36 protein-coding genes and 1 tRNA gene are annotated in these 22,446 nt (G+C 63.2%); 21 read left to right on the forward strand and 16 right to left on the reverse strand.

Annotated features, from left to right (window positions below):
- Positions 1-154 precede the first annotated feature (154 nt).
- Positions 155-304, reverse strand: coding sequence for a hypothetical protein (locus AC0L21_RS12080; protein ID WP_247297357.1), 150 nt, complete (start codon positions 302-304; stop codon positions 155-157).
- A 290-nt stretch (positions 305-594) separates the two neighbouring features.
- On the opposite strand from AC0L21_RS12080, the gene AC0L21_RS12085 reads away from it, so the two are divergent.
- Positions 595-822 (forward strand): hypothetical protein, encoded by a 228-nt coding sequence (locus AC0L21_RS12085; RefSeq protein ID WP_007610136.1) that lies wholly within the window; start codon positions 595-597, stop codon positions 820-822.
- A gap of 238 nt (positions 823-1,060) precedes the next feature.
- Here the strand turns inward: AC0L21_RS12085 and AC0L21_RS12090 are convergent, their stop codons facing one another.
- Both AC0L21_RS12090 and AC0L21_RS12095 read right to left on the reverse strand, forming a co-directional pair.
- Positions 1,061-1,237 carry a DUF2934 domain-containing protein gene (locus AC0L21_RS12090; RefSeq protein WP_007610132.1) on the reverse strand — a complete coding sequence of 59 codons (177 nt, stop codon included), beginning with the start codon at positions 1,235-1,237 and terminating at the stop codon, positions 1,061-1,063.
- Positions 1,238-1,372: 135 nt separating this feature from the next.
- Complete coding sequence (locus AC0L21_RS12095; protein WP_007591377.1) at positions 1,373-1,669, reverse strand: HU family DNA-binding protein; 297 nt, start codon at positions 1,667-1,669, stop codon at positions 1,373-1,375.
- Positions 1,670-2,078: 409 nt separating this feature from the next.
- Between AC0L21_RS12095 and AC0L21_RS12100 the strand changes: the two genes are divergently transcribed.
- From AC0L21_RS12100 to AC0L21_RS12120, 5 genes are all read left to right on the forward strand, one after another.
- Positions 2,079-2,264 carry a hypothetical protein gene (locus AC0L21_RS12100; protein WP_007591378.1) on the forward strand — a complete coding sequence of 62 codons (186 nt, stop codon included), beginning with the start codon at positions 2,079-2,081 and terminating at the stop codon, positions 2,262-2,264.
- 244 nt (positions 2,265-2,508) lie between these two features.
- Positions 2,509-2,811 (forward strand): hypothetical protein, encoded by a 303-nt coding sequence (locus AC0L21_RS12105; protein ID WP_473261553.1) that lies wholly within the window; start codon positions 2,509-2,511, stop codon positions 2,809-2,811.
- A 126-nt stretch (positions 2,812-2,937) separates the two neighbouring features.
- On the forward strand, positions 2,938-3,210 hold the full coding sequence (locus tag AC0L21_RS12110) for a hypothetical protein (protein ID WP_473261555.1): 273 nt from the start codon (positions 2,938-2,940) through the stop codon (positions 3,208-3,210).
- Positions 3,211-3,401: 191 nt separating this feature from the next.
- Positions 3,402-3,578 (forward strand): hypothetical protein, encoded by a 177-nt coding sequence (locus AC0L21_RS12115; protein WP_007610124.1) that lies wholly within the window; start codon positions 3,402-3,404, stop codon positions 3,576-3,578.
- 204 nt (positions 3,579-3,782) lie between these two features.
- Positions 3,783-4,277 carry a hypothetical protein gene (locus AC0L21_RS12120; RefSeq protein WP_473261557.1) on the forward strand — a complete coding sequence of 165 codons (495 nt, stop codon included), beginning with the start codon at positions 3,783-3,785 and terminating at the stop codon, positions 4,275-4,277.
- Positions 4,278-4,299: 22 nt separating this feature from the next.
- On the opposite strand, the gene AC0L21_RS12125 is transcribed toward AC0L21_RS12120, so the two are convergent.
- On the reverse strand, positions 4,300-4,680 hold the full coding sequence (locus AC0L21_RS12125; RefSeq protein ID WP_473261559.1) for a hypothetical protein: 381 nt from the start codon (positions 4,678-4,680) through the stop codon (positions 4,300-4,302).
- Between the two features lie 191 nt (positions 4,681-4,871).
- On the opposite strand from AC0L21_RS12125, the gene AC0L21_RS12130 reads away from it, so the two are divergent.
- Complete coding sequence (locus tag AC0L21_RS12130) at positions 4,872-5,036, forward strand: DUF3072 domain-containing protein (protein WP_473261655.1); 165 nt, start codon at positions 4,872-4,874, stop codon at positions 5,034-5,036.
- 27 nt (positions 5,037-5,063) lie between these two features.
- Here the strand turns inward: AC0L21_RS12130 and AC0L21_RS12135 are convergent, their stop codons facing one another.
- On the reverse strand, positions 5,064-5,333 hold the full coding sequence (locus AC0L21_RS12135) for a hypothetical protein (protein WP_473261561.1): 270 nt from the start codon (positions 5,331-5,333) through the stop codon (positions 5,064-5,066).
- A 5-nt stretch (positions 5,334-5,338) separates the two neighbouring features.
- Positions 5,339-5,821: a hypothetical protein gene (locus AC0L21_RS12140; protein ID WP_473261563.1), complete on the reverse strand. Its 483-nt coding sequence runs from the start codon at positions 5,819-5,821 to the stop codon at positions 5,339-5,341.
- A 216-nt stretch (positions 5,822-6,037) separates the two neighbouring features.
- Here AC0L21_RS12140 and AC0L21_RS12145 point away from each other — a divergent pair, with 216 nt between their 5' ends.
- The 3 genes from AC0L21_RS12145 to AC0L21_RS12155 all read left to right on the forward strand — a co-directional run bounded on the left by AC0L21_RS12145 (position 6,038) and on the right by AC0L21_RS12155 (position 7,524).
- Positions 6,038-6,490 (forward strand): VOC family protein, encoded by a 453-nt coding sequence (locus AC0L21_RS12145; protein WP_473261565.1) that lies wholly within the window; start codon positions 6,038-6,040, stop codon positions 6,488-6,490.
- Positions 6,457-6,639, forward strand: a complete 183-nt coding sequence (locus tag AC0L21_RS12150; protein ID WP_473261567.1) for a hypothetical protein — start codon at positions 6,457-6,459, stop codon at positions 6,637-6,639. Before AC0L21_RS12145 ends, AC0L21_RS12150 begins: the two co-directional genes overlap by 34 nt.
- A gap of 246 nt (positions 6,640-6,885) precedes the next feature.
- Positions 6,886-7,524: a glutathione S-transferase family protein gene (locus tag AC0L21_RS12155; RefSeq protein WP_473261570.1), complete on the forward strand. Its 639-nt coding sequence runs from the start codon at positions 6,886-6,888 to the stop codon at positions 7,522-7,524.
- Between the two features lie 108 nt (positions 7,525-7,632).
- Here the strand turns inward: AC0L21_RS12155 and AC0L21_RS12160 are convergent, their stop codons facing one another.
- From AC0L21_RS12160 to AC0L21_RS12170, 3 genes are read right to left on the reverse strand one after another with little or no spacing between them, the layout of a single operon-like run.
- Positions 7,633-7,800 carry a hypothetical protein gene (locus AC0L21_RS12160; protein ID WP_007591410.1) on the reverse strand — a complete coding sequence of 56 codons (168 nt, stop codon included), beginning with the start codon at positions 7,798-7,800 and terminating at the stop codon, positions 7,633-7,635.
- Between the two features lie 6 nt (positions 7,801-7,806).
- Positions 7,807-8,052, reverse strand: a complete 246-nt coding sequence (locus AC0L21_RS12165) for a hypothetical protein (protein ID WP_473261572.1) — start codon at positions 8,050-8,052, stop codon at positions 7,807-7,809.
- A gap of 59 nt (positions 8,053-8,111) precedes the next feature.
- Complete coding sequence (locus AC0L21_RS12170) at positions 8,112-8,366, reverse strand: PilZ domain-containing protein (protein ID WP_007591415.1); 255 nt, start codon at positions 8,364-8,366, stop codon at positions 8,112-8,114.
- A gap of 224 nt (positions 8,367-8,590) precedes the next feature.
- Here AC0L21_RS12170 and AC0L21_RS12175 point away from each other — a divergent pair.
- The 7 genes from AC0L21_RS12175 to AC0L21_RS12205 all read left to right on the forward strand — a co-directional run bounded on the left by AC0L21_RS12175 (position 8,591) and on the right by AC0L21_RS12205 (position 14,176).
- Positions 8,591-8,665, forward strand: a tRNA-Glu gene (locus tag AC0L21_RS12175).
- A gap of 101 nt (positions 8,666-8,766) precedes the next feature.
- Positions 8,767-9,414: a hypothetical protein gene (locus tag AC0L21_RS12180; protein ID WP_473261575.1), complete on the forward strand. Its 648-nt coding sequence runs from the start codon at positions 8,767-8,769 to the stop codon at positions 9,412-9,414.
- 165 nt (positions 9,415-9,579) lie between these two features.
- Complete coding sequence (locus AC0L21_RS12185; RefSeq protein WP_473261578.1) at positions 9,580-10,206, forward strand: PilZ domain-containing protein; 627 nt, start codon at positions 9,580-9,582, stop codon at positions 10,204-10,206.
- A gap of 119 nt (positions 10,207-10,325) precedes the next feature.
- Positions 10,326-10,583 (forward strand): hypothetical protein, encoded by a 258-nt coding sequence (locus tag AC0L21_RS12190; RefSeq protein WP_473261658.1) that lies wholly within the window; start codon positions 10,326-10,328, stop codon positions 10,581-10,583.
- 579 nt (positions 10,584-11,162) lie between these two features.
- Positions 11,163-12,203: a PrsW family glutamic-type intramembrane protease gene (locus AC0L21_RS12195; RefSeq protein WP_007609961.1), complete on the forward strand. Its 1,041-nt coding sequence runs from the start codon at positions 11,163-11,165 to the stop codon at positions 12,201-12,203.
- 74 nt (positions 12,204-12,277) lie between these two features.
- The gene (locus AC0L21_RS12200) at positions 12,278-12,856 is read left to right on the forward strand and encodes an HdeD family acid-resistance protein (protein WP_473261580.1); all 579 of its coding nucleotides are present in this window, start codon (positions 12,278-12,280) and stop codon (positions 12,854-12,856) included.
- Between the two features lie 234 nt (positions 12,857-13,090).
- Positions 13,091-14,176: a 3-deoxy-7-phosphoheptulonate synthase gene (locus tag AC0L21_RS12205; RefSeq protein ID WP_473261582.1), complete on the forward strand. Its 1,086-nt coding sequence runs from the start codon at positions 13,091-13,093 to the stop codon at positions 14,174-14,176.
- A 53-nt stretch (positions 14,177-14,229) separates the two neighbouring features.
- On the opposite strand, the gene AC0L21_RS12210 is transcribed toward AC0L21_RS12205, so the two are convergent.
- The 3 genes from AC0L21_RS12210 to epmA are packed head-to-tail and all read right to left on the reverse strand — an operon-like array spanning position 14,230 to position 16,684.
- On the reverse strand, positions 14,230-14,484 hold the full coding sequence (locus tag AC0L21_RS12210; RefSeq protein ID WP_473261584.1) for a hypothetical protein: 255 nt from the start codon (positions 14,482-14,484) through the stop codon (positions 14,230-14,232).
- A gap of 44 nt (positions 14,485-14,528) precedes the next feature.
- Positions 14,529-15,623, reverse strand: a complete 1,095-nt coding sequence (locus AC0L21_RS12215; RefSeq protein WP_473261588.1) for a lysine-2,3-aminomutase-like protein — start codon at positions 15,621-15,623, stop codon at positions 14,529-14,531.
- Positions 15,620-16,684, reverse strand: a complete 1,065-nt coding sequence (gene epmA, locus AC0L21_RS12220) for an EF-P lysine aminoacylase EpmA (protein WP_473261591.1) — start codon at positions 16,682-16,684, stop codon at positions 15,620-15,622. The genes AC0L21_RS12215 and epmA overlap by 4 nt, the downstream gene beginning before the upstream one ends.
- Positions 16,685-16,846: 162 nt before the next feature.
- Here epmA and efp point away from each other — a divergent pair, with 162 nt between their 5' ends.
- The 3 genes from efp (at position 16,847) to AC0L21_RS12235 (ending at position 20,129) form a co-directional block, all read left to right on the forward strand.
- The gene (gene efp / locus AC0L21_RS12225) at positions 16,847-17,413 is read left to right on the forward strand and encodes an elongation factor P (RefSeq protein ID WP_007609944.1); all 567 of its coding nucleotides are present in this window, start codon (positions 16,847-16,849) and stop codon (positions 17,411-17,413) included.
- Positions 17,414-17,436: 23 nt separating this feature from the next.
- Positions 17,437-19,059 carry a M23 family metallopeptidase gene (locus AC0L21_RS12230; protein ID WP_473261593.1) on the forward strand — a complete coding sequence of 541 codons (1,623 nt, stop codon included), beginning with the start codon at positions 17,437-17,439 and terminating at the stop codon, positions 19,057-19,059.
- An 83-nt stretch (positions 19,060-19,142) separates the two neighbouring features.
- Positions 19,143-20,129, forward strand: coding sequence for a DUF808 domain-containing protein (locus AC0L21_RS12235; RefSeq protein WP_473261598.1), 987 nt, complete (start codon positions 19,143-19,145; stop codon positions 20,127-20,129).
- 30 nt (positions 20,130-20,159) lie between these two features.
- Here AC0L21_RS12235 and AC0L21_RS12240 read toward each other — a convergent pair whose 3' ends face one another.
- On the reverse strand, positions 20,160-20,663 hold the full coding sequence (locus AC0L21_RS12240; RefSeq protein ID WP_473261602.1) for a cupin domain-containing protein: 504 nt from the start codon (positions 20,661-20,663) through the stop codon (positions 20,160-20,162).
- A 21-nt stretch (positions 20,664-20,684) separates the two neighbouring features.
- Positions 20,685-21,164: a carboxymuconolactone decarboxylase family protein gene (locus AC0L21_RS12245; RefSeq protein ID WP_473261605.1), complete on the reverse strand. Its 480-nt coding sequence runs from the start codon at positions 21,162-21,164 to the stop codon at positions 20,685-20,687.
- Positions 21,165-21,218: 54 nt separating this feature from the next.
- On the opposite strand from AC0L21_RS12245, the gene AC0L21_RS12250 reads away from it, so the two are divergent.
- Entirely contained in the window at positions 21,219-21,743 is a 525-nt protein-coding gene (locus tag AC0L21_RS12250; protein ID WP_473261660.1) for a MarR family winged helix-turn-helix transcriptional regulator, read from the forward strand.
- A 26-nt stretch (positions 21,744-21,769) separates the two neighbouring features.
- Here AC0L21_RS12250 and AC0L21_RS12255 read toward each other — a convergent pair whose 3' ends face one another.
- Both AC0L21_RS12255 and AC0L21_RS12260 read right to left on the reverse strand, forming a co-directional pair.
- On the reverse strand, positions 21,770-21,946 hold the full coding sequence (locus AC0L21_RS12255; RefSeq protein WP_473261607.1) for a hypothetical protein: 177 nt from the start codon (positions 21,944-21,946) through the stop codon (positions 21,770-21,772).
- 123 nt (positions 21,947-22,069) lie between these two features.
- Positions 22,070-22,282: a hypothetical protein gene (locus AC0L21_RS12260; RefSeq protein WP_473261609.1), complete on the reverse strand. Its 213-nt coding sequence runs from the start codon at positions 22,280-22,282 to the stop codon at positions 22,070-22,072.
- Between the last annotated feature and the right edge of the window lie 164 nt (positions 22,283-22,446).

Here is a 22,446-nt window from a genome sequence, read left to right on the forward strand (position 1 = left end):
CCGCATCGACACAGAAGCCACGGCTTGTTCTGCATCCGACTCCATTTCGTTCGCAAGGAACGAATCGGAGTCGAGAAATCAGCGAAAATCGATTCCTAACGACCGGTGAAGGCGGACGCGATTGCCTGTTGTCATCGACATAGCGCGACGCTCATCACGCCGCTCGCTTCGCCGTGTCCTTCGATAGATCCTTCTCCGAAAAGCATTCGAGGATCTGGATGCGGAGTTCTTCCGCGGCCGGCCCATCGAGCTTCCTGAGCTGATTCCAGAGCCTGATTACTTCGCGTTGTTTCTCGACAGTCATGGGCACCTCCAAAACAATGTCGCGGCCAAAAGAGATGCGCACTAGAACAAAATAGGAACAAAAAGTCCATCCCCCTCCTCGCGAAATTCGCCGGGCAGATCGCCTTGAGCCTTCCGCGCGCCCGCGGTTGGCTTTTTAGGTTTCAACCTTAAGTTCGACTCACGGCGCGGCGGCCAGGCGCTGAAATCCCATCGCCGCCAGCCAAGAAGACCCCGTGCGAAAGCGCGGGGGGTTTTCTTTTGGGGAACGCGCCATCGCCCTCCCCGTTAGTCATTCCGGAGCGAGGGACCGTGACCAGAAAATACTACGCCGTCGAGGTGGTGCGTCAGATCGAGGAGACCGTGGAGATCATGGTCGAAGCGCCGGACCAGACCGCCGCACATGATGCAGCGCTCGCGCACCTGAAGGCGCGCGGCTCCGAATATCAGTGGCTCAATCCCAAATGCGATCTCGTCGTCTGGCGCGAGCGTCAGGTCGATACGCCGGCGATCATCGACGTATCCGTGTCGCCGGACTAGCGGCCGGAACGAATTTTCCCGGCCTGCGTTGTCAGGCCGAATTCTGTGGTGCTGGCGGAATGTCGCGACGCGGCCGACCAGCTTGAAGAGCCCCGGTCCCCAAGTCCGGGGTTTTTCTTTGAGGCGGCCGCCATCCAAGCAATGGCCCGAACAGCAAAACAGCCACCGGGCGTTACGCCGGGTGGCTGCTTTGAGAATTGTCGACGCTCGCTTCTGTCCGCCTCTTAGACCAGCGCAGTCAGACCGGCAGATTGTCGGTCATGCCGGGCGGCACCTCGCCTTGCTTGGTCCGCTCGGCGAGAAGCTCCTTTTCAGCCTCGTACCAGAAGGTGTCCATCGTGCCCGCGGGCTCGCCGGCCTCCTTCCAGAGGTGATAGGCCCGGTTTCGAATCTCTTCTTCGCTGAGACCAGTCATGTGATTTCTCCCTTTCGGAAGCAAAGCCTGACGACGCCCTAGAGTTCCTTAAGAGAGTTCCTTATTGGTTCAGCACAAGCAAGCAGTCATTGCGGCACTCCGAAAAAGAAGCCACCGCAACGAAAACGCGAGCCCTTAGACGGAGTCCTTGGCCACCTTCAGCGGCGAGGCCTTCACCGACTTGCTCGCCGGCTTCGCGGCGAACTGCATCGGCTCCTTGGTGAAGGGGTTGACGCCCATGCGGGCTTCGGTCGCCGGCTTGTTCACCACCGACATCTTCACGAAGCCGGGAATGACGAACTCGCCGGACTCGTTGAGCTCCTTGTAGCCGACCGTCGCCATGTACTCGATGACCGACTTCACGTCGTTCTTCGACAGCTGCGTGCCCTCGGCAATTGCATCGATCAACTGAGTCTTGGTCATCTTCGCCATGTCTGAATTTCCTTCTGTGCGCGCGAGCAGGCTTTGCTCAGGACGCGGTCCAACCGCGCAACGCGCTTCTGATTCATGCCAACTTTCATGAAGTGACGGGGCTTAGAACCCATCGACGCCCAAAACGCAAGCAGGGGGTTCTGCGGAGGGCCGGACGGCATGGGAAAGATGCCGCAGCCTGCGCCCTTTTCGCGTTGAACCATTTTCTCCCTGAAGCGTCTAACTCTTTGAAGTCCCCAAGCTTCACCCCCATCAGAGAGCCCCGCTTCCCCCAGGCGGGGCTTTCGCCTTTTCGGGGACCGGGCCGCGCAATGCCGATCAGGCTGGCCCCCGAGGTCTGCGCCCGGGCCACGCCGGTGACCGTCACAAGGCAGGTTCTCTTTTCCGGCCATCTCCTGCATAATGCGGCATGGCAAAAACAAAAGTGACCTTCAAAACCGTCCGCATTGCAGACAACGACTGGAAAATCCTGGCGGATTACCCGGACAGCGAACAGCGCGAGATCAAGGGCTTCACCAGCAAGGCAGATGCCGACGACTGGATCAACGGCGACCGCAAGATCGCGTGGCTCCGCTCCCAGGGATACGCCAAGTAAAGCGCGCATAAGTCACGCGCGCATCGTGTGACGCCCTTAGGGGTATGAGGCGCGCTTCGTCCCTCCCCGTTCCAGACGTTCTTTCCGTGCCGGCGCATTGCCGAGCAGGCGGCAATGCTCGCTTGTCTATCGCCTCGCGAGGGCGCCTGGTCGATAAACCTGTGACCGGGCATGCGCCGTTGAGACTTCGGTAACCTAACGCCTCCAAGCTCCTCTCAGTATCGTTGCGTTGGAGTAACCCACAGTGCTGGATTTTAACGAGCTGCGTGAACTCGCGGCCGATGTTCGCGTGTTCGTCGAAATTGCCGAAGACAAGGCCGAAGCGCTTCGCGCCGTCATCACCGCCTATGACGTGGTGCTCGCAATCTTCCCGACCGGAGAGGGCATGGGCCTTCACGTCATCAAGGGCGGCGAGATCCTGGACAGGATCTCGAAATCACGAACCCATACGAGCTACAGCCACACGGCCATTGCGGTTCCCGACCTGGAGCATGCGGAAGTGCTCAAGCACCTGACGGGCCCGGCCGACCAGCGGCTTGCGGCTTAGAGCGTTTTCAAGCGAAATCGATCGCGGTTCGCGCGCAGACGAGAATTTTTGCACTCCGGAACACCCTGTTCTAGGAACACGGCTTCTGCGCTCCCGTTGGCCCACACAACCAACCAGGAGTTTGAGATGAAGAAGTTCATCATTGCGACCGCCGCCCTCAGCCTCATGTGCGGCTCTGCCCTTGCGCAGAACCAGACGGGCCCCGCCGCGCAGACCGACAACATGCAGAAGCCCGGCATGACCAACACGGACAAGGGCACCATGACCAAGGGCACGACCGGCATGAGCCATGACGGCATGGGCAAGGGCGGAATGGTGAAGCCCGACGCCTCCGGCCAGGGCGGCTCCGGCCCCGGCAGCGACCAGGGCGGCACCAAGACCCGCAGCAACATGAAGTAAGCCGGTTTCCTGTACGGCTGCTCCCCGGCCGCGTCGCTTCCCACAAGGCGGCGCGGCCATTTCATGACAAGGGTCTTTCATGACAAGGGTCTTTTTGGAACCTGTCGCGAATGCACGCCTCACAATCGTGCGCGCACCGGAACGGTCAGCTCTCGCCGCGAGTTGCCCCATCTCCAGCAAGGGAGATCGTCATGAGCGTTGAAGGCAAAGTGAAGGAAGGCGCCGGGTTCATCAAAGAAGAGATGAACGAACACGGCAAGTCCCCCGAGAGCCAGAAGAAGGCTCAGGAAGGTCGAGACCTGCGCAACGAAGGCCGGATCGAAGACGGCAAGCCGCCAAAAACGACGAAGCCCGGTACCGGTCACTAGATCGCGTTCGAAAACCCGTTTGGTGAGAGCCGCCCCTGGTCATGTCAGGGGCGGTTTTCTACGTTCATGACCAGCCGATCCGTGCCCATGCGATCTTCCGAAGCTGCGATCCTACAAGGACAGCGGGCGGTTCGAACCATGCAGGGCAATAGCTGGTAGAACGCGCCGGCTGCTGTATCGTCGGACGTTTATTATGAGGGGCTGATGAAGATTGCCATTGTTGTCGCCGGCTTGATCGTTGTTGCTGCTGCCGTTCTCGTGTCGGTACAGCCCGGCTTTCTGAAGCCTTCGTCTCTGGCACTCGTGAAGAAGTCCGACATTCTCGGCTTTTCGCCCGGCATGACATTCGACGAGACCAACAAGCTCATCACGCAACGTCGCTACCGCTGCCGTCAGCTTCGCGATTCCTACGTCCTCGAATGCGCGGTCGATGGCGCCAAGGTCACGATCTCCAGCGACGAAGTCGACCCCAAACATCCCATCCGGCGCGTCACTGCGGAGTTGAACAATCCGGGCCCAGAGGACGCGGTCGTCAAATCGATATCCGACCAGTTCAATGCCCAGCCAACCAGGGACGCTCGGGAAGGATGGATATGGACCGTCGGCCGTGGGCTGAAGCTGAGCTACGACGGCGCCGCCTTGAAGCTGGTGGACGAGGCAGAGGAAATCAGGCGGGGCAAGCAGGAAGCAAAGCGCTAGGGAGCGCGACGCCGGATGCCCGTCAGTGACGAAGCCGGTTGACGGCCCATAGCGGCAGCCACGATCCCAGCACCATGCAGATCGCAATGGCTGCGACCAGGACGTATTTCAGGGGATTCCGCGAGGACGCGAGCGAACCTTCGAGGTGAAGGTGCGGCAGCATCGCGTCCATGGCCATTCCGATCAGGGCAACCGCGACCAGCCCGCCAATGACTGAGGCGAACAAATTGACGATCCATCCCATCGCGCCGCGCTGGTTCGACCACGCCTCGTAGATCGCGACAGCCAGCACCACGAGCACAAAGACCAGCATGAAGCTCATCGAGCCGCCGACGCTCGCCTTTGACCCGAAGATTTCCACCAGCAGCATGGCCGCCACCGCGAGCAGTGTGATCGCCTTCACGACGTTCCTCTTTAGTGTCTTGGCACATAGGCCGCGAAGCCAATTCCGATGCCCGGCAGGCTTTGCAGCATGGCGGTTGGTCGCGCCGCGTTTCGCCGGGGTTCAATCGTGATAGATTTCCGCGCGGCAACTGATGAGGTGCACCCGCGCAGTTGCGGGCACTCTATCGCATCCGCGCAACTGTTCATCCGATGGATTGGGTCTCCGGGGACGACCCGATGACCGGCGCCCTGGAATCCTACCTCAAGACCCTCGCCGAGCAGGCGCACAAGCCCCTCCCCAAGGAGGATCTGACCAAGGCGGAGGCGTCAGAGCTGATCGACACGATGCGACAGAAGGCCGGGCTCGAGAAGTAAATATCTGGCATCACCGTCATTGTCAGGTCACTTCGGCGAACCGCGAATTGCCAGCTTGACGACCGTAAGGACAACGAAGGCGGGCGCCCCGTAAACGATGCCATTCACGGCCCAAGTGATGGCGACGCCCAGGAAAACGGAACTACCGACCGCTCCCCAGAAAAGGTAAGCTGCGGAGATGCCCGGCATCTCCCATGCCATCACAGCGATGGAGTAGTCGGTGAGCTGCTCCATGACGAGCAGCACCGTCGAGACGAGTGCCCCGATTGCCAGTGCGGGGATGAGAACAGATTTCATTGTCTTCAAAGGCCCAACAGCCCCATCAGTATCGGAATCATAAAAAAGGCTGCCAGGCCGAGGAGACCTCCTACGGCAACCTTCACCCAACGCCGCTGGATTTTCGGCTCGAGCCATGTCGCTAGTTTGACCCAGAGCGCATACGCCCATCCAGCAACAATCGAGCGGATCAGTGCGAACAGAAGCTCGCCTAGAATATTGGCCATGGCGGTTACCCAGTATATTTTCCTGTGCTTGACCAGCTTCTCCCAAGAAAACTGAAACTCGACCGTTCCGTACAGAGATCCTTTATGCCAGTCATTCGCCGACAGCCAAGTCACGCTGATCCGTGACTTGTTGAGGCGGCTCTTATCGAAAACTAGACCGGACTTAATCTTTCCGTCTTCGATTATTCTTCGTGCGACGGGAAGATGAACAATGTGCCTCACTGTTGCCAACTCGAGGTACGAGCCGGATAGTTTGTATTTCTCCCATTCCGAAGCTGACATTTCAGACCCGATACGACCGCTGTGTGGATGTACTACTATCACCGATTGAGGAAGTCGGAATAGCGCCGACAAAGCAAACCGAAAGCTATCCAAAACGCTTCTGCCCTCACGCACACGTGCACCCGCCCCCTGCCCTTCCCCCCAATTTCCTGCTATCTCCTACCCCCGCCGTGTCGGCCCAAAGCAAAACCCCATCCGTTCAAGGGAGCAACAACCATGCGATACCTTCACACCATGCTGCGCGTGCGCAATCTCGATGTCGCGCTGAAGTTTTACCAGGATGCGCTGGGGCTGAAGGAGGTGCGGCGGATCGAGAACGACAAGGGACGTTTCACGCTGGTGTTCCTGTGCTCGTCGGACGATCTCGAGGCGCTGAAGAAGCAGCCGCAGACGCGCGGCGCCCCGCTGGTCGAGCTCACCTGGAATTGGGACGAGGAAAAATATGGCGAGGATCGCTTCTTCGGGCATCTCGCCTATGAGGTCGACGACATCTACGCCACTTGCGAGAAGCTCATGAAGGCCGGCGTCACCATCAACCGTCCGCCGCGCGACGGCAACATGGCCTTCGTCCGCTCGCCGGATCTGCACTCGATCGAGATCTTGCAGAAGGGCGACCCGAAGCCGCCGCAGGAGCCGTGGTCGTCGATGCCCAACACCGGCCATTGGTAGGTTCGCCGCTGGAACAAGCCCGCGCCAGCAGCGTTCTCTCCCTGACAATGCAATTGGAGGAGGACGCGATGGGACGCGGAATTTTGTTGTGGATGTTGGGTGTGCCGATCCCGGTGATCATCTTGCTGTGGCTGTTCTTCGGCCGCTGATCGCCTGACCAGCTTTGCCTTGCAATGAAAGCTCCGCCTCAGGCGGGGCTTTTTGCATGCGGACCTTTTTGCATGAGAGGATCGGCGCAATCGCGCGTCGCTCGCCGCACTGGATTCCGCTATCACCAGCGCTTGCAGCCTGGATGGAGCGCACGCGTCATCCGGGACTGACGCTGCCGAAGCACCCCGGATTGCGCTTTGCTCCATCCGGGCTACGACACCAAGAAAAAGCCTGGGGAGGATGACGTGCCGGACCAAAAGCTGACGATCTGGGGCCGCGCCAATTCGGTCAACGTGCAGAAAGTGCTGTGGTGCCTCACCGAGCTTGGCCTGGCTTGCGAGCGCATCGACGCCGGCATGGCGTTCGGCAAGACCCGCGAGGCCGACTATCTCGCGATGAACCCCAATGCGCGGATCCCGACGCTGGTCGAGGGTGACTTCACGTTATGGGAATCCAATTCGATCATGCGTTATCTCTGCCTCGCGCACGGGCGCGGCACGCAAATCTATCCCGAGGCGCCGAAGCTGCGCGCCAGCGTCGACCGCTGGCTCGACTGGACGCTGTCGATGGTGCAGCCGGTCGACCGCCCGGTGTTCTGGGGTCTCGTGCGCACGCCGCCCGCCGAGCGCGACATGATCCAGCTGCAGAAGGATGCGGATGCCGCCGCCGAGGTCTGGGCCATCGCCGACCGTCTGCTCTCCACGCGTCCGTTCATGGACGGCGATGCGTTCACCCTCGCCGACATCGCGATCGGCGCCTATGCGCGGCGCTGGCTCGGCGTCGAGGGCATCACCCGGCCCGCGCAGCCGCATCTGACGCGCTGGCTCGCCGAGCTCGGCAAACGGCCCGGTTTTGCGCAATTTGTGGCACCGCCGATGTCGTGAGCGGTGACGCGGCTTAAATCTCGTTGAGAGCACGATGAATCGGCATTTCGCCGCGTGCCGCCGGAAGGTGGCGGCTACTGTGCATGGGGTTGTTTTCGCGTTTTTTTGTTAGGGCCAGCCGCGCTCGAACAGCAGCACGCAGAAAATCAGCACGAGCGTCACGGCCGCGGTGGCGAGCCGGGCGGTCCAGCTCAGGCCGCGGCCGACCCACCACAGCAGCGCGCAATACATCACGAACGGGACGATGATCTCGGGCCGCATGATGTCCGGTGGCATGGGGCCTCAGCGCCTGACCGTGGTCTCGATGCTGATCGAGCCGCCGATCTTGACGCAGGTGCCGGTGCTCTCGACCAGATGGAAGCCGCGGCCATAGGCGGCGCAGGAGCTCGCTTTCGCGCTTCCGCCGGCACCCTTCAGCGGCAAGGCCTTGCCGGCCTGTGGACGCTCAGCAGGCGGCAGACGCAAGGCTTCCGCCGCGGCCGCGGACGTCGTCAGCAATGAGATCAGGATGAGGAGCGGCGCACGCATGCGGGCCGTTCTAACCCGGACCAGCGTCGCGCGCCATCGGGGGTCGCTTCGCCCGGGGATCAGATGAACTTGATGCCGGCTGATTTGCCGCGGCGCCAAACCACCTGGCAGCTCCGCCCGGTCCGCGCATCGCGCGCGAACGCCATCCGGATCACGCCAGGAAGCTGGCTGGCATCCTCGTCCAGCGTGATCTTGGCGCCCGTGGCGGAGATGTCCTGGACCAGGCATTGCCGCGCCGCGAACCCGCCGTCGAGCGTGATCCAGGCATGCTGCGACAGCGACTTGCGTGCTGCGCGCTTCTTGGGCGGTGGCATCGGCTCAAATCTCCCAGCCCAGCGCTAGCCTAGGGAACCTAAGAAACCGTTGAATTCGCCCCGACTGATCCTGGGGCGGGATGCTATCCACCGGTGCCAAAAGACCGTTCCCGAACGGCTTGCCCAGGGCGCCAAAGGCCATTATAGGTTCGCCCGCTGCAGCCGCCGGGCATGACTCGGGCGGCCAGCGGCCGTGCCGCGAAAAGCGGCGGGGCCCTGGGTTTGCTCCCTTCGTCTATCGGTTAGGACGCCACCCTTTCACGGTGGAGAGAGCGGTTCGATTCCGCTAGGGAGCGCCATCATCCGAGCGTTTGGATGACGCGGCGAAATCTGCCGCCCCGCATGAACCTCCCTGCCCCTCGCCTCCGACCAATGTCCAGACGGAACCGGATGCAGGCCCATGGCGCAGCATAAATCTCCCTCGGACGACCAGGCCGGGATTGCCTTGCCGGCGCCGCCGCCATGGATCCACCGTACGGCGGCTTACGTGCCGGAGCGCCGCGCCAGAATGCTGGAGCACATGGCACGCGCCAGATCGCTGCCTCGGGCACCGGCTGCGTCGGAGCCTTCGCATAGGGCCGGCACGAACATTCTCGCTGACGCCTACGGCTACGCCGTCCTGTTTGGCATCATCGCGCTGCTGTTTCAGTCGCGCGTTCCGCTCTACGTTGGCGCTTTCCTCTTCTTCAGCGATGGCGAGCGCATCGAACTCGCTCTTGGAGAGATTGGCGTCCGTCTCGAGCCTGGCACGATTGGGCCCGAAATCATCAAGGCCTTCGTATCCCTGTTCGGATGGTTCGCGCTGCTGGCGTCGCTGAAAGCGTCCGTTCCCGCGTGGCTCGCGATATGGATGCTTCCGGACGCATCATGGTCCTTCCTCGCCGGAATCGCTCTTTTGTTCGCCATCGTCGAAGCATTCGCAACGCGCGCGATGCAGCATGCATTGCCGTGGTTCGGATTTGAGAGGCGACCGAGCAGCCTCGCCTGCGCGACGATCAAGCTCGTCATGGCCCTTGGCGTGCTGGCTCTGCTGGTGCTGCTCGGATGACGCGATCGTGAGGTCACGGGCCTGATAATCGCGGCGCTATGCCGCCCGTCGCGATCGGCGTATTTACCAAAAATTTACCCCTGCTCGTGAGCGCCGGTATCATTTGCTTAGAATTTGATTGCTACCGTGGAATTACGGAAAACCTCCGAAACACGATTGGCGCCCATGTCCGTCGCAGAGTTCCTCAGACAGCGTGCCGTGCAAGTCACCGTGAGCGGCAGCTACTCGCTGCCGCGCTGGTACGATTGCGAGGGCAAGCTCCGTACCTTCGCCTGCCGCACCAGCCGCGTTTCACCGTTCCGCATGATGGTCGACGTTCCCGTGGTCGGAAAGGTCGGCGAGCGCGTGACCTCCTACTTCCAGGACTTCGGCGAATTCCAGTGCACCATCAGCGCGACGCTGAAATCAGGCTTCCTGATGGAGCTCGAGATGACGCGGGCACGCCGCGCCTGGATGTCGGAAAAGCTGACCTGGCTGGAGAAGAAGCAGAAGGACGCCAGCGTCCAGGAGCTGCGGCGTGACGCGCGCTTCGTTCCGCAGGTCGCGCACACCTTCCTGACGCTCGCCGATGGCAGCACCCATGCCTGCTTCATCATCGACGTCTCCACGGCCGGTGTCGCGATTTCCTCCGAATACGATCCGCCAGTGGGAACTCCGCTTGCGGTCGGCGCTTGCGTCGGGCGCGTGATCCGCAAATTCGAAAACGGGTTTGCGGTCAAATTCGCGGAAAAGCAGTCGCGGGATGACGTCGTCCGGCTGATCGTCCGCTCGCCCATGCTGCAATCGGCCTGATCCTCCGGCCGCGCCGCCCTATGGCAGCCCCATTCCGGGGTCACTTTTTGGAGGTCCGCGCCTCGTGCCGGGCATCATCTGCAGACTTGCGATCGGGGGACCGAATGGCAGTCGAGAAAATTACAGTCGATAAGATCAGAGTGGACAAGATTACCTGGGACAGGGTCGGCCGGGTCACCGAGCCCGGACGCTACATGTACACGTTCGGCTGGCTCACCATCACCGCCGGCGATCTCGATATCTGGAAGCAATACCCGCAGGCCGCGTTCACGCTGATGGCGCAGCGTGCCGAGCCGGACGCATCCATCGGCGAGGAATTCCATCTCGGCGCCTTCGACGTCGCGCCCGACGCACCGCCGCCGATCACCACGCATTGAGACGGTCAAAGCGGGCTGCGATCGGCAGCCGTCGCAGATGGCGGGCCGCGGCAGGCCACGTGACGGGAACGCGTGGCACGGGCGTTGCTTTATCATTGCCATGAGTCACATTCCCGCCGTCGATCAGGCCTTCCTGCTGTTGCTCATCGTGCTCTGCCTCGGCACGTGCCTCATACGCGCCTTCTGGGAGCTGGAGCAGGCCCGGGCCCGCCGGATCGCGTCATCCTCCCGCGCGACGAAGCGTGACTAGGCCGGTCCGCCAGGCCGTTCGTAGCCCGGACGGGGCAATCCCGGCTCTGGACTTGCCGCGGCGACACGTGCATCGTGAATCGAAGAAACCTGCACATTGCCTTGATCTGACTTGCCAATCGCGATCCGATGACGGGCCCGCGACCGTTGTCATGGGAAACGAAGTGGTTCTGTCATGCGATTGATTGCGCTCCGCATTCTACGCCTCGGCGACTGTCCTGATGAACGCAGGCTGTCACGCTTGTTAAGAGACGCGACAGCAAGCGCATGACACAAGGTCGCATCGCTGAATGTAGATAAGCGGATCAAGGGAACCTATTTTCGGCGCCGATGTACCTGATTGAAGCGTTACCCACCGTCATCGGAACGGCCGCCATCGCCCCGGCGCTGCTGATGCTGTGGCTTGTCATTGCCGCCGAGGAACGCCCGGGACCGCCGGCCCAGGTCTGGACCGCGTTCCTGCTCGGCGCGGCCAGCATTTCGCTGCTGGGCTTGGCCCGCGCCCCTTTCGCCAAGATGGTCGCGGCCCCGGACAACCCGTGGGCGGCGCTGGCCATGCATTCGATATTCGGCGTCGCGCTTCCGGAAGAAGCGGTCAAGGTGATCGCCATCGTGCTGGTCGCCTCGACGAAGCGGCGGACCTTCGCCAATCCGATGGACAGCGTGGTCTATGGCGCCGCGGTCGGCCTGGGCTTCGCCGCCTACGAGAACCTCGCCTATCTCGTCCAGCACGCCGAGATGTGGCGCTCGCTGGCAGCCTTGCGCAGCGTGCTGACCGTTCCGTTCCACGGCGCGCTCGGCATCATCGCCGGCGCCTATCTGACCATCGCGCGCGCCGGCACGGCGCTGGGTGCGAACCGCCATCACCGCGACTGGGCCCGTCTCTCCAGCCGGCTGCTGATCTTCGCAGGCCCGCTCGCCCTGCATTCGGCGTTCGACTTCCCGCTGCTCACACTCCAGCGCATGCCGGATCTCGATCCGACGCTGCGGATGTGGTTGGGCGGCGCGAGCCTGCTGATCGGCTTCAGCTCAATCGCCTTCGCCATCCGACTGGTGCGGCGCGTCGCGCGCCATCACGCGCCCCGGACCGACGTCGCGCGCGAGCGGCTCAGCCAGCTCCGCCGGATGTGGGCGCTGCTGCTTGCCGGTGGCGGCGTCGGCTTTCTCGGGCTCGCCTTCGTGCTGACCTCAATCCATCACTGGCTCATCAACCCCGAGCGCAATCTGACGCTGGCCCTGATCCCGATTGGCCTGGTCTCGATCCTGCTCGGCCTCGCCCTTCTGATCGTCACGACTGCGATCTATGTTCTCGGCCGCAACCGCATCCGCACCAGCGGCGAAGGTTTTTCGTCGGCGCACGGCGGCGGCTGAGCCGCGGGATGGCAAGCGCAGTGTGTGCGTACTAGACTAGATTGAGCACACACCTCTCGATCCGGAGCCCGCCCATGACATCGCCTGAGGAGTTTTCCCGGCTGCAATCCGCCATGAGCCGGACGGTCAAGGCACATTGGAAGGCCTTCCTGTTCGAAGGCATTCTGCTCGCGGTGCTCGGCGTTGCCGCGCTGATCCTGCCGCCGCTCGCCAGCCTTGCGATTGCGATCTTCCTCGGCTGGATGTTCCTGATCAGCGGCATCGGCGGATTGATCGCGACCTATTGGGCGCGCAGCACGCCCGGCTTCTGGTGGTCGCTGATCTCGGCCGCGCTCGCCGTGCTCGCAGGCATGCTGCTGCTGGCGCGACCGATGCAGGCCGTGCTGACGCTAACCATCGTGCTCGGCGCCTATTTCCTCGCCGAGGGCGTCGCCACCATCATGTACGCGCTGGAGCACCGCCGCGAGCCGGGTGGCCGCTGGTCGTGGCTCCTGATCTCGGGCCTCGTCGACATCGCGATCTCGTTCATGGTGATCACGGGATTGCCGAGCTCGGCGGAATGGGCGATCGGCATCCTCGTCGGCATCAACCTGCTGTTCGGCGGCGCCACCCTGATCGGCATGGCGCTGGCGGCACGCAAAAGCAACAGTTGAGGCGCCGCGTGGCCGTCACGTCTATTGGGGGGTGACAAGCCGCCGATCGCACGCTATATGACGGGCCATGATCACCCTCGTCACCAGCTATTTTTGGTACTTTAGCTACGACAGCTCGCTGGCGGCAGGAGGATCGCGCTCAATCTGAAACATTGCAGCAAACGTCCGGACAAGCCGCCAGACCTGGCGGCTTTTTTATTGGCCGGCAGGGTCTCAAAATGACAGGAGCCCGCCGTGCTGAGCACGACCGACGATCTTCGTATCCGCGAACTGAAAGAACTGAGCACGCCCGAAGAGGTGATGCGGGAAGTCCCGCGCACGCTCACCGCGACGCGCGTGGTGATGGCCGCACGCAACGCCATCCATGCGATCCTCAATGGCCAGGACGACCGGCTTCTGGTCGTGGTCGGCCCGTGCTCGGTGCATGATCCCAGGGCTGCGCTCGAATACGCCGAGCGCCTCGCGAGCTTGCGCGAAGAGCTTGCCGACCAACTCGAGATCGTGATGCGGGTTTATTTCGAGAAGCCGCGCACCACGGTCGGCTGGAAGGGCCTGATCAACGATCCTGATCTGGACGGCAGCTTCGACATCAACAAGGGCCTGCGGCTGGCGCGCAACGTGCTCTCGGCGGTGAATAATCTCGGCCTGCCCGCCGGCACCGAATTCCTCGACATGACGACGCCGCAGTACATTGCGGACCTCGTGTCCTGGGCCGCGATCGGCGCGCGCACGACCGAAAGCCAGATCCATCGCGAGCTGGCCTCAGGGCTGTCCTGCCCGGTCGGATTCAAGAACGGCACCGACGGCAATGTGCGGATCGCGGCGGACGCGGTGAAGTCGGCCTCGAATCCGCATCATTTCATGGCGGTGACCAAGCTCGGCCGCTCGGCGATCGCCTCAACCGCGGGCAATGAGGATTGTCACATCATCCTGCGCGGCGGCAGCAAGCCGAACTACGATGCGGCAAGCGTCGCAGCGGCCTGCAACGATCTGGCGAAAGCGAGCGTCGCACCGCTCGTGATGGTGGATGCGAGCCACGCCAATTCGAGCAAGAAGCCGGAAAACCAGCCGCTCGTGACGGCCGACATCGCCAAGCAGATTTCCGGCGGCGAGAACCGCATTGTGGGGGTGATGGTCGAAAGCAACCTCGTCGCCGGACGCCAGGACGTGGTGGCGGGCAAGCCGCTCATTTATGGCCAGAGCATCACGGACGGATGCATCGACTGGGCGACCACGGCAACCGTGCTCAAGCATCTCGCTGACGCGGTCGAGATCCGGCGCAACACCAAGGGCGCAGGGCTGCACGAGCGCTCCGCCTGACCGAACGATCGCGGGCGGGGTGAGGCTGTCGCACCCTGCCCGCTTTCCCGGCCCTAGCAGCCGCGGCAGATGCTCTTGATCTTCTTGTCGAGCGCCTGATTTTCCTTGCTGAGGGGATCGTTCGGGTCGCTCAGGTTCTTTTCGCTGGGCACATCGGCGACACGCGGCTGGCGATGGCCCACAGGTGCCAACGGCGTAGATCCGGAGGTCGCGCCCCCGGCTGTCGATCCCTTGGGGCTGCCGGTCTGCGCAACCGCCGCGCCGCCGAGCAAGACCACGAGCGATACTGCCACCATGATCTTCTTCATGTCTCTCCCTCCATTCCTCAAGCCGGCATCTCCATCACCACCATTCAGGTCTCGGGCGGATAGAGGTGAACGTCGCCGCAATAATCCACGATACGATAGCGCGTTTCTTGATCTGCATCACGCGCATCAGGTGCGGTATTTTGCATCGGCAACACGTAATTCGGCCCCACCGGCGACTTGCCGGCGCCGCCGGGAATGTCGATGACATAGTCGGGCTGACACAGTCCCGACACCCGTCCGCGCAGCTGCCGCATCAAATCCTGCCCCTCGGCGAGTGTCGTTCGCAGATGCGCCGTGCCGGGCGCGAGATCGCCGTGATGCAGGTAATAAGGCTTGATCCGGCATTCGACGAAAGCTCTCATCAAATCCGACAGGGCGGCCAAATTGTCATTGACGCCGCGCAACAGCACAGACTGGCTCACCATGGGAATTCCGGCATCGACCAGCCGCGCGCAGGCGGCACGCGCCGGCCCCGCCAGTTCGCGCGCATGGTTGGCATGCAGCGCCACCCAGGTGGTGGCGCCTTCGGCCTTAAGCGCAGCAACCATCTCGTCGCTGATGCGCGCGGGCTCGGCCACCGGCACGCGGGTGTGAAGGCGGATGATCTTGACGTGATCGATGCCGGCAAGATCCGCCATGATCTCGCTCATCCGCCGCGGTGACAGCATCAGGGGATCGCCCCCCGTCAGGATCACCTCCCAGATCTCGCTGTGCGCGCGGATATAGTCGATCGCCGCGCGATAGGCGCCGTCCGAGAGCGCGTTCTCCTTGCCCGGTCCGACCATCTCGCGGCGGAAGCAGAAGCGGCAATAGACCGCGCAGACGTGAACGAGCTTGAACAGCACACGGTCGGGATAGCGATGCACGATCCCGGGAACCGGCGAGTGCGCATGATCGCCGATCGGATCTGCGTTCTCGCCCGGCTGCATCTCGAGCTCCGCGGTAGTCGGAACGAATTGCCGCGCGATGGGATCGTCGGGATCGGACCTGTCGATCAGATCGACCAGCGCCGGCGTGATCGCGACCGCATAGCGTGCGGCAACGCGATCGAGTGCCGGCAGCGCTGTGGCCGGCGCCAGTTGCTCGGCCACAAGTTCGGCCGGCTCGCGCAATGTGCGTGCAAGATTGCTCTTCGTCATGTCTCGCTTAAGGTTTCATTTGCAGGCGGCGTCCACACTACCTGATCAATTCGCGACGCGCCGCTCGCCAGCATCACCAGCCGGTCGAAGCCGAGCGCGACGCCGCTCGCCTCCGGCATCGCCGCGACCGCGGCCAGAAAGTCATCGTCCAGCGGATAGGCTTCGCCGTAGCGGCGCTGCTTCTCCGCCATGGATTGCGTGAAGCGCTTGCGCTGCTCCTCGGTGTCGGTCAGTTCGCCAAAACCGTTGGCGAGCTCGACACCGCAGGCATAGACCTCGAACCGCTCGGCAACGCGGGGATCGCCCGCCTTCACGCGCGCCAGTGCCGCCTCTGGAGATGGGTATTCGAACAGAATGGTCAAACGCCCCTGCCCCAGATGCGGCTCGACATGCTCGACCAGAACCTTGCTGAAGATGTCGGACCAGGTGTCGTCCTCGGCCACACGGACGTTGCCGGCAGCTGCCCGGGCGAGCGCGGCGCGGTCGCCCTCGCCGCCGGAAATGGTCGCAAGCAGGTCGATTCCCGCAAACTGCTGGAAGGCGCCCGCGACCGTCACAAGCTCAGGTTCGGCGAATGGATCGGCGGTCCTGCCGCGGAAGGCGAAGGTGCCGATACCGGTTGCCTGGGCCGCGCGGGCGATGAGGACGACGCAGTCGGCCATGATGGCGTCATAGGGGGCGCCTGCCCGGTACCATTCCAGCATGGTGAATTCGGGCAAATGCAGGTCGCCGCGCTCGCGGTCCCGGAACACCCGGGCGAACTCGAAAATCCGGGTCTCCCCGGCCGCCAGCAGCTTCTTGCAGGCGAATTCCGGCGAGGTCCGCAAATATCGGCTCACACGGCTGCCGTCGGGGCGCATGATCTCCGTCCGGGGGGCATGCAGGTGGGTCTCGTTGCCTGGGGAGACCTGGAGAACGGAGGTTTCGACCTCGACGAAGCCCTGCTCGGCGAAAAATCCCCGTAGAGCCCCGGTGATGGCTCCCCTGGCCTGCAGGAAGGGCCGGCGGTCGAGATGCCGGGATGGGGACCAGAACGGCGACATTGGCTTGTCCCCAGCCATCAACCGGCCGTCCCGCAGGCCAGCAAAATGCTGGCATCCAACGGCAAAACCAGTATGTTGCGGCCCGAAACGGGTGCCGCGGTCTGATTTGGGGCCCCAGGTCCCCCATCAATTTGACCACGTCCTGGCCCGAGCCGGGCCAAGCAAGCAGGAAATACAGCTTTGAGAGTCATCGCCAGTTCTATTCGCAAGGGCAACGTGATCGAGCAAGACGGCAAGCTATATGTCGTCGTGACCGCCGAGAACATCCATCCCGGCAAGGGCACCCCGGTCAGCCAGATCGAAATGCGCCGAATCTCGGACGGGGTAAAGATCTCCGAGCGCTACAAGACCACCGACCAGGTCGAGAAGGCCACGATCGAAGAGCGCAACTACACCTTCCTGTATGAAGATGGTGACGGCTATCACTTCATGAACCCGGAGACCTATGACCAGGTCCAGGTGTCCAAGGACGTGATCGGCGACGCCGCGGCCTATCTTCAGGAGAGCATGACGGTCAAGTTGTCGCTGCACGGCTCCAATCCGGTATCGATCGCCCTGCCGCAGCGCGTGACGCTGGAAGTGGTCGAGACCGAGCCCGTGACCAAGGGCCAGACCGCCTCCTCGTCCTACAAGCCCGCTGTGCTCTCGAACGGCGTTCGCACCACGGTGCCGCCGCACATCGCAGTCGGCACCCGAATCGTCGTGATGACCGAAGACGGCTCCTACTCCGAGCGCGCCAAGGACTGACGAGGCCAAAGCGAGCGCAACAGGTGCCGCCGGGGGGCGAGACAGTGGTTTGGAAAGGTTTCCGCTTCGTCTCGCAAGTTCTGGCGTCGCTTTCGCTCCTTATTGCCTCTCCGCTGGCTGCGGATGAATTCCGCAGCCCCTCGCTCACGGCGTTGCGCGTCGATTGGCGCGCGGCGCTCGACCAGCTCCGCACCGAAATCAACGTCCATCCCCGGACCGCCCAGGATTTCATCTTCGCACCCCGTCGTTCGGTGCCGCGCTACGATCCGCGCGCGATGCCGGCGCTGGTTCAGCTCAATGCGATCTCCTCGCAATTCTTCACCGGCATCGCTCGCAGCTCCGTGCCCGTGTTGCTGCCGTTCGACGCTGCTGCGTATTTCGAAGCACGACGCAATGGCGCGCCGGCGACCGTCGCGCTCTCGCGCTACCAGGCCGACTTCAATTCCGTCGACCTGTTCGATGCCGGGCCCGCCGGCTACAGCGCGACCTTTTCGTTCGAGCCTGGTACCGGCGACGGCATGCCGAGCCGGGTCTTCGCAAGGCCGGTCGAGGTGCAGATCACGGGCTCGGCGCTCGTCTATGACATTGCCGATCCCTCGGGCGGCAAGGGCGAGCCGGTCAAACCGCTCGCAGCGCTCTACCCCGACCTGCGCAAGTTCATCCGGGAAGGCTATGTGCGCTACGCTTTCACCCGTTTCGGCGTCGCCTATGTGGTGTCGATCCAATGCCTCGACAGCGTCGCCAAGCCGCGGCGGCTTGCCTGCAAGGAGGCCTATCCAGTCGCCGAGCGCTTCCTGAAGGCGCTGCGCCTGGCCGGCGGCCAGCGCATGCGGCCGCTGACGGACATCGCTTCCAACATTCTCGATCGTCCCGCGGCACGTTCCCCTGATTTCACCTACCGGCCGAGCGGCGACATCATCCCGAACACCGGCTATCGCAAGCAGGGCGGCCATCCCGACGTGATGGCCTACGCCCAGATCCGCTTTCCTCTCGAGAAGGCGCCCGCGTTCGTACACTCGCAATCCTATGCCAAGCGCGACAAGATGGAGAGCACGACCGCTTACCCCTGGCGCGACAATTTCTGCGAATCCCGCAGTTTCGAGGTCTGGCAATGCGGCGGCGGTTATGGCCATCAGGGCGAGGACATCCGCGCGGCCGAGTGCCCACCGCCCGGTGACGGCCGCCAAGCCTGCGATCCCAGGCAGCGCGCCGTCGTCGCCGTGCGCGATGCGAGGGTCATACGCGCTTCCAAGGACCAGGCCGTGACGCTGCAAATCAACAGCAGGACCGAGCACATCCGTTTCCGCTACATGCATATGAACCCGCAGGCGCTGAACGCCGATGGCCTGCTCAATGGCCGCATCGTATCGGAGGGCGAGAAGATCGGCGTGGTCTCGAATTATCTCGACCATCCCGCCGGCACCTCGATGCACCTGCATTTCGACGTCCAGGTGTTCACCCGCGACGGCTGGATCTGGGTCAGTCCATACGTCACGCTGGTCTCGGCGTACGAGCGCCTGATCCGCGCCCGGGGCCGCGAGGTCGGCCCGGAGATCGCCGGCACGCCACAGCCCGTGGCGCATGCGCTGCCGGAGGACGTGCTCAAGCCGGACCTGCGCGAGGGATCGGGCGGCGAGGAGAATTGACGGCTTGCTCCTTCCAATGCCAGGCAGCGCAAAAGCGTGTTGTCGCACACGCCGCCCGCTGGAAGGCCGAAGGAACTGGGTTGATGAGTGTCGGACTGATTGGTCTTCTCGACGATATCGCAGCGATCGCAAAGGTGGCGGCAGCCTCGCTCGATGATGTCGCGGGCCAGACGGCCAAGGCGGGAGCAAAGGCGGCTGGCGTGGTCATCGATGATGCAGCCGTCACGCCCAACTACGTGCTCGGCTTTGCCTCGAAACGCGAACTGCCGATCGTAGGCAAGATTGCGGTTGGGTCGCTCCGCAACAAATTGCTGATCCTGCTGCCCATCGCTTTGTTGCTTGGTTATTTCCTTCCCGCCGCAGTCACGCCGCTGCTCATGCTGGGCGGCGCCTTTCTCTGCTACGAGGGGGCCGAGAAGGTGCTTGAGGCCGTGATGCCGCATCATGCGCACGACCACGAAACTCAGCGCCAGGCGACGGCATCGAATGCACGGTCGCTTGAGGACGAGAAGGTCGCGAGCGCCATTAAGACGGATTTCATCCTGTCAGCGGAGATCATGGCGATCACGCTGGCAGCCGTCCCGGCGGGCAACATCTGGACGCAGGCGCTCGTGCTGGCGCTCGTCGCCATTTTCATCACAGTTGGTGTCTATGGCGTGGTCGCCTTGATCGTGAAGGCGGACGATGTCGGCCTGGCCCTTGCGCGGTATAGCGGCGCCTCAGTCATTGGCGGCGCAACCCGCTTGCTTGGACGCGCGCTCGTCCGCGGCATGCCGGCCATCCTTGCGGTGCTGAGCACGATCGGCACCGCCGCCATGATCTGGGTCGGCGGCGGCATCATCCTGCACGGCATCGAACAATATGGCCCACCAGTGATCGGCCATACGGTCCATGCCGCGGCCGAGGCCGCCGCGCATTTCCTTCCCTCCATTGCCGGCATCGTCGAATGGTCGGTCGAGGCAGCCATCTCGGGCGTCGTTGGCCTCGTTGTCGGCGCGGTTGCGATACCGGCCGTCACATACGGTCTTGCGCCGCTATGGAAACGTCTGAAGCGATCGCAGCCGACCTGAACAAAAGCGGCTTCGGATTGTGAGTGCCAGCTACTCCAACAGCGTCGTGAGTTGCGCACCCTCGTCCGCCACGAAAACCGCAATCAGTTCCGCCGGCTCCGTGGTGCTGGCATTGGCCGAGACCAGATGCGTCGAGCCGGGCGGCTCAAAGAAGGACTGGCCGACGCCGAACGTCTCGACCGGGCCGCCGCCGAGCTGGGAGCGGATCTCGCCCTTAGTGATGTAGGCGGTGACGGATCCCGCGTGACGATGCGGCCGCGAGAACCCGCCGGGACCGTAGAACACGCGCACGATGGTGACGCGCTTGCCCGGTACGTTCGGCAGCGCGTATGAGCCGATCGGTTCGACCTTGTCGAGCGGCGAGCTTTCGGCGGCTGTGGCGCAGAGCGGCGAGAGTGCGCCCGATATGGTGTCCATCGTTACCGGCAGCGCCTTGCCGATTGCAAGTGCGCAGGCGAGCCCTCCGACGACGGCGATCGCCATCGAGCGCGATGGCGCCGGGCGCGGTGTGGTGGGCAAACTCATTGCTGTCATCATGATCTCCCTTCGTTACAATCAGGATGCCGCTGCATTCGCTGCGACCGGCCGCTTCGCCGGCGTCCAGCGAAACGCCGCGCCAAAACGGTTCCAGACGTTGATCGAGGCGACCGCCGAGGTCAGGTATGTCAGCTCGGTCTCCGAGAATTCTCGGCTCGCCTCGGCGTACACGTCTTCGCCGACTCCGTCAGGAAGGCAGGTCAGCGCCTCGGTCCAGGCCAGCGCGGCACGCTCGCGCGCGGAAAAGATCGGCGCCTCGCGCCAGACCACGACCAAATTGAGCTTGTCGACGGGCACGCCGATTCGCTCCGAAAGCAGGATGTGATGCTGCAGGCAGAAGGCGCAGCCGTTGATCTGCGATGCCCGCAGCTTGACCAGCTCAAGAAGCTGCTTGTCGAGGCCGGCCTTGGCCGCGACCTGGCCGAGCGCCAGCACCAGCTCATACGCATCGGGCGCGATCTTCTTGAAATCCTCGTATTCGCTGCGGGCGTGTGACATTGCCGTTTACCTCGTGGTATTGTAAGAGTGCTGACACATTATAAGAGCACTTATATTATGCGCAAGCCGCCTGAAATCACGAGATCGCAACCGCAGCGGAAGGCATCCCCGGCTGCCCCGACGGTGCGCGTCCCGGCCCCAGGGGAAGGCAAGCGCGGCGAGCAAGGCTATCTCGGCTATCTGCTGCGGCAGGCCCACGCCGCAGTTCGTCTGACGATGGAGCGGTCGCTAGCCGATCTCGGGGTCACCTCCCCGCAATTCGCGGTGCTGACCATGCTCAATGCCTATCCGGGCCTCTCGGGCGCCGACGTTGCACGCCTCACCTTTCTGACGCCCCAGACCACCGGCGTCATCATCCGCAATCTCGAACGTGACGGCGCGATTGTGATGACGCCCCATCCCGTCCACGGCCGCATCCAGCAATGGACGCTGACGCCGCGCGGCGCGACGCTCTTGAAGGCGTGCCGGGAACGGGTGATTGCGTTGGAGAAGCGCCTCGCTGCCGGGCTCGATGCCAAGGCCGAAGCAAGCATTCGCCGCTGGCTCGCAGGCATCGCCGCCGATTTGCAGGAGGACTAGGCGAAGCGCGCTTGCCGCTGACCGCCCTAGTCGCCTCCTCCGTCGCCGCAGCCGCCAGCGTCCGAATCCGAGAAGTCACTGACCGCGCCGTCGCCTTGAATACCTCGCCCAAAGTTCTCCGCGATGATCATCAGGATCACGACGAACAACCCGGCGCCGAACGGCCAGGGATTGGCGCGGATGATGTCGAACAGCTCCTGCATTCACGCATTGTGCGCAGACGGAAGCAAACCGACCGCAAAGTGACAGGCTCAAAACTGGGGATATCCGCCCCTTGCAGGCGGGCCCTACCCACCCTTCAACACTTTCTTAACCTCGCCATCAGGCTAGGTCTCGCCCGCTGCGATCACTCGCACGCGGCTTTGATCGGCGTCGTTCACCAGCTCATGCGAACACACCCGGTCACAGCTTCGCTCCAGGTGCAGATCGGTTTCGGGCTGCCAGCTCAGCGTGGTCGCGAGATCGCCGGGAAAGATCTGCCATTGCGATCCGTCGTCGAGTTCGACGACATGGCTTTCCGCATGCGCGCGTATCTTCATTCCACCCCGAATCGTCGATGAGCGGACTGCGTGCTACGGAGGGGCCCCGCGGGTGGGCGGGGGCCCCCGCCCGCGGTGGGTTTAGTGTTGGTTAAAGGTGTTTGGTGGGTTTGGGCTTTAATGATAGTGGTTTTTAAACGAGGGGGGGGGGGGGGGGGGGGGCG

The organism is Bradyrhizobium sp. WSM4873 (assembly GCF_055811355.1).

Coding starts and splice junctions, on each gene's coding strand:
- AC0L21_RS12215 (WP_473261588.1), bottom strand. CDS start 15,623: ATGACGAAGAGCAATCTTGCACGCACATTGCGCGAGCCGGCCGAACTT.
- AC0L21_RS12080 (WP_247297357.1), bottom strand. CDS start 304: ATGACTGTCGAGAAACAACGCGAAGTAATCAGGCTCTGGAATCAGCTC.
- AC0L21_RS12180 (WP_473261575.1), top strand. CDS start 8,767: ATGGCGCAGCATAAATCTCCCTCGGACGACCAGGCCGGGATTGCCTTG.
- AC0L21_RS12120 (WP_473261557.1), top strand. CDS start 3,783: ATGAAGATTGCCATTGTTGTCGCCGGCTTGATCGTTGTTGCTGCTGCC.
- AC0L21_RS12170 (WP_007591415.1), bottom strand. CDS start 8,366: ATGCCACCGCCCAAGAAGCGCGCAGCACGCAAGTCGCTGTCGCAGCAT.
- epmA (WP_473261591.1), bottom strand. CDS start 16,684: ATGGCTGGGGACAAGCCAATGTCGCCGTTCTGGTCCCCATCCCGGCAT.
- AC0L21_RS12165 (WP_473261572.1), bottom strand. CDS start 8,052: ATGCGTGCGCCGCTCCTCATCCTGATCTCATTGCTGACGACGTCCGCG.
- AC0L21_RS12145 (WP_473261565.1), top strand. CDS start 6,038: ATGCGATACCTTCACACCATGCTGCGCGTGCGCAATCTCGATGTCGCG.
- AC0L21_RS12135 (WP_473261561.1), bottom strand. CDS start 5,333: ATGAAATCTGTTCTCATCCCCGCACTGGCAATCGGGGCACTCGTCTCG.
- AC0L21_RS12160 (WP_007591410.1), bottom strand. CDS start 7,800: ATGCCACCGGACATCATGCGGCCCGAGATCATCGTCCCGTTCGTGATG.
- AC0L21_RS12115 (WP_007610124.1), top strand. CDS start 3,402: ATGAGCGTTGAAGGCAAAGTGAAGGAAGGCGCCGGGTTCATCAAAGAA.
- AC0L21_RS12240 (WP_473261602.1), bottom strand. CDS start 20,663: ATGACAGCAATGAGTTTGCCCACCACACCGCGCCCGGCGCCATCGCGC.
- AC0L21_RS12210 (WP_473261584.1), bottom strand. CDS start 14,484: ATGAAGAAGATCATGGTGGCAGTATCGCTCGTGGTCTTGCTCGGCGGC.
- AC0L21_RS12255 (WP_473261607.1), bottom strand. CDS start 21,946: ATGCAGGAGCTGTTCGACATCATCCGCGCCAATCCCTGGCCGTTCGGC.
- AC0L21_RS12095 (WP_007591377.1), bottom strand. CDS start 1,669: ATGGCGAAGATGACCAAGACTCAGTTGATCGATGCAATTGCCGAGGGC.
- AC0L21_RS12260 (WP_473261609.1), bottom strand. CDS start 22,282: ATGAAGATACGCGCGCATGCGGAAAGCCATGTCGTCGAACTCGACGAC.
- AC0L21_RS12195 (WP_007609961.1), top strand. CDS start 11,163: ATGTACCTGATTGAAGCGTTACCCACCGTCATCGGAACGGCCGCCATC.
- AC0L21_RS12090 (WP_007610132.1), bottom strand. CDS start 1,237: ATGACTGGTCTCAGCGAAGAAGAGATTCGAAACCGGGCCTATCACCTC.
- AC0L21_RS12235 (WP_473261598.1), top strand. CDS start 19,143: ATGAGTGTCGGACTGATTGGTCTTCTCGACGATATCGCAGCGATCGCA.
- AC0L21_RS12100 (WP_007591378.1), top strand. CDS start 2,079: ATGGCAAAAACAAAAGTGACCTTCAAAACCGTCCGCATTGCAGACAAC.
- AC0L21_RS12110 (WP_473261555.1), top strand. CDS start 2,938: ATGAAGAAGTTCATCATTGCGACCGCCGCCCTCAGCCTCATGTGCGGC.
- AC0L21_RS12200 (WP_473261580.1), top strand. CDS start 12,278: ATGACATCGCCTGAGGAGTTTTCCCGGCTGCAATCCGCCATGAGCCGG.
- AC0L21_RS12130 (WP_473261655.1), top strand. CDS start 4,872: ATGGATTGGGTCTCCGGGGACGACCCGATGACCGGCGCCCTGGAATCC.
- AC0L21_RS12245 (WP_473261605.1), bottom strand. CDS start 21,164: ATGTCACACGCCCGCAGCGAATACGAGGATTTCAAGAAGATCGCGCCC.
- AC0L21_RS12185 (WP_473261578.1), top strand. CDS start 9,580: ATGTCCGTCGCAGAGTTCCTCAGACAGCGTGCCGTGCAAGTCACCGTG.
- AC0L21_RS12140 (WP_473261563.1), bottom strand. CDS start 5,821: ATGTCAGCTTCGGAATGGGAGAAATACAAACTATCCGGCTCGTACCTC.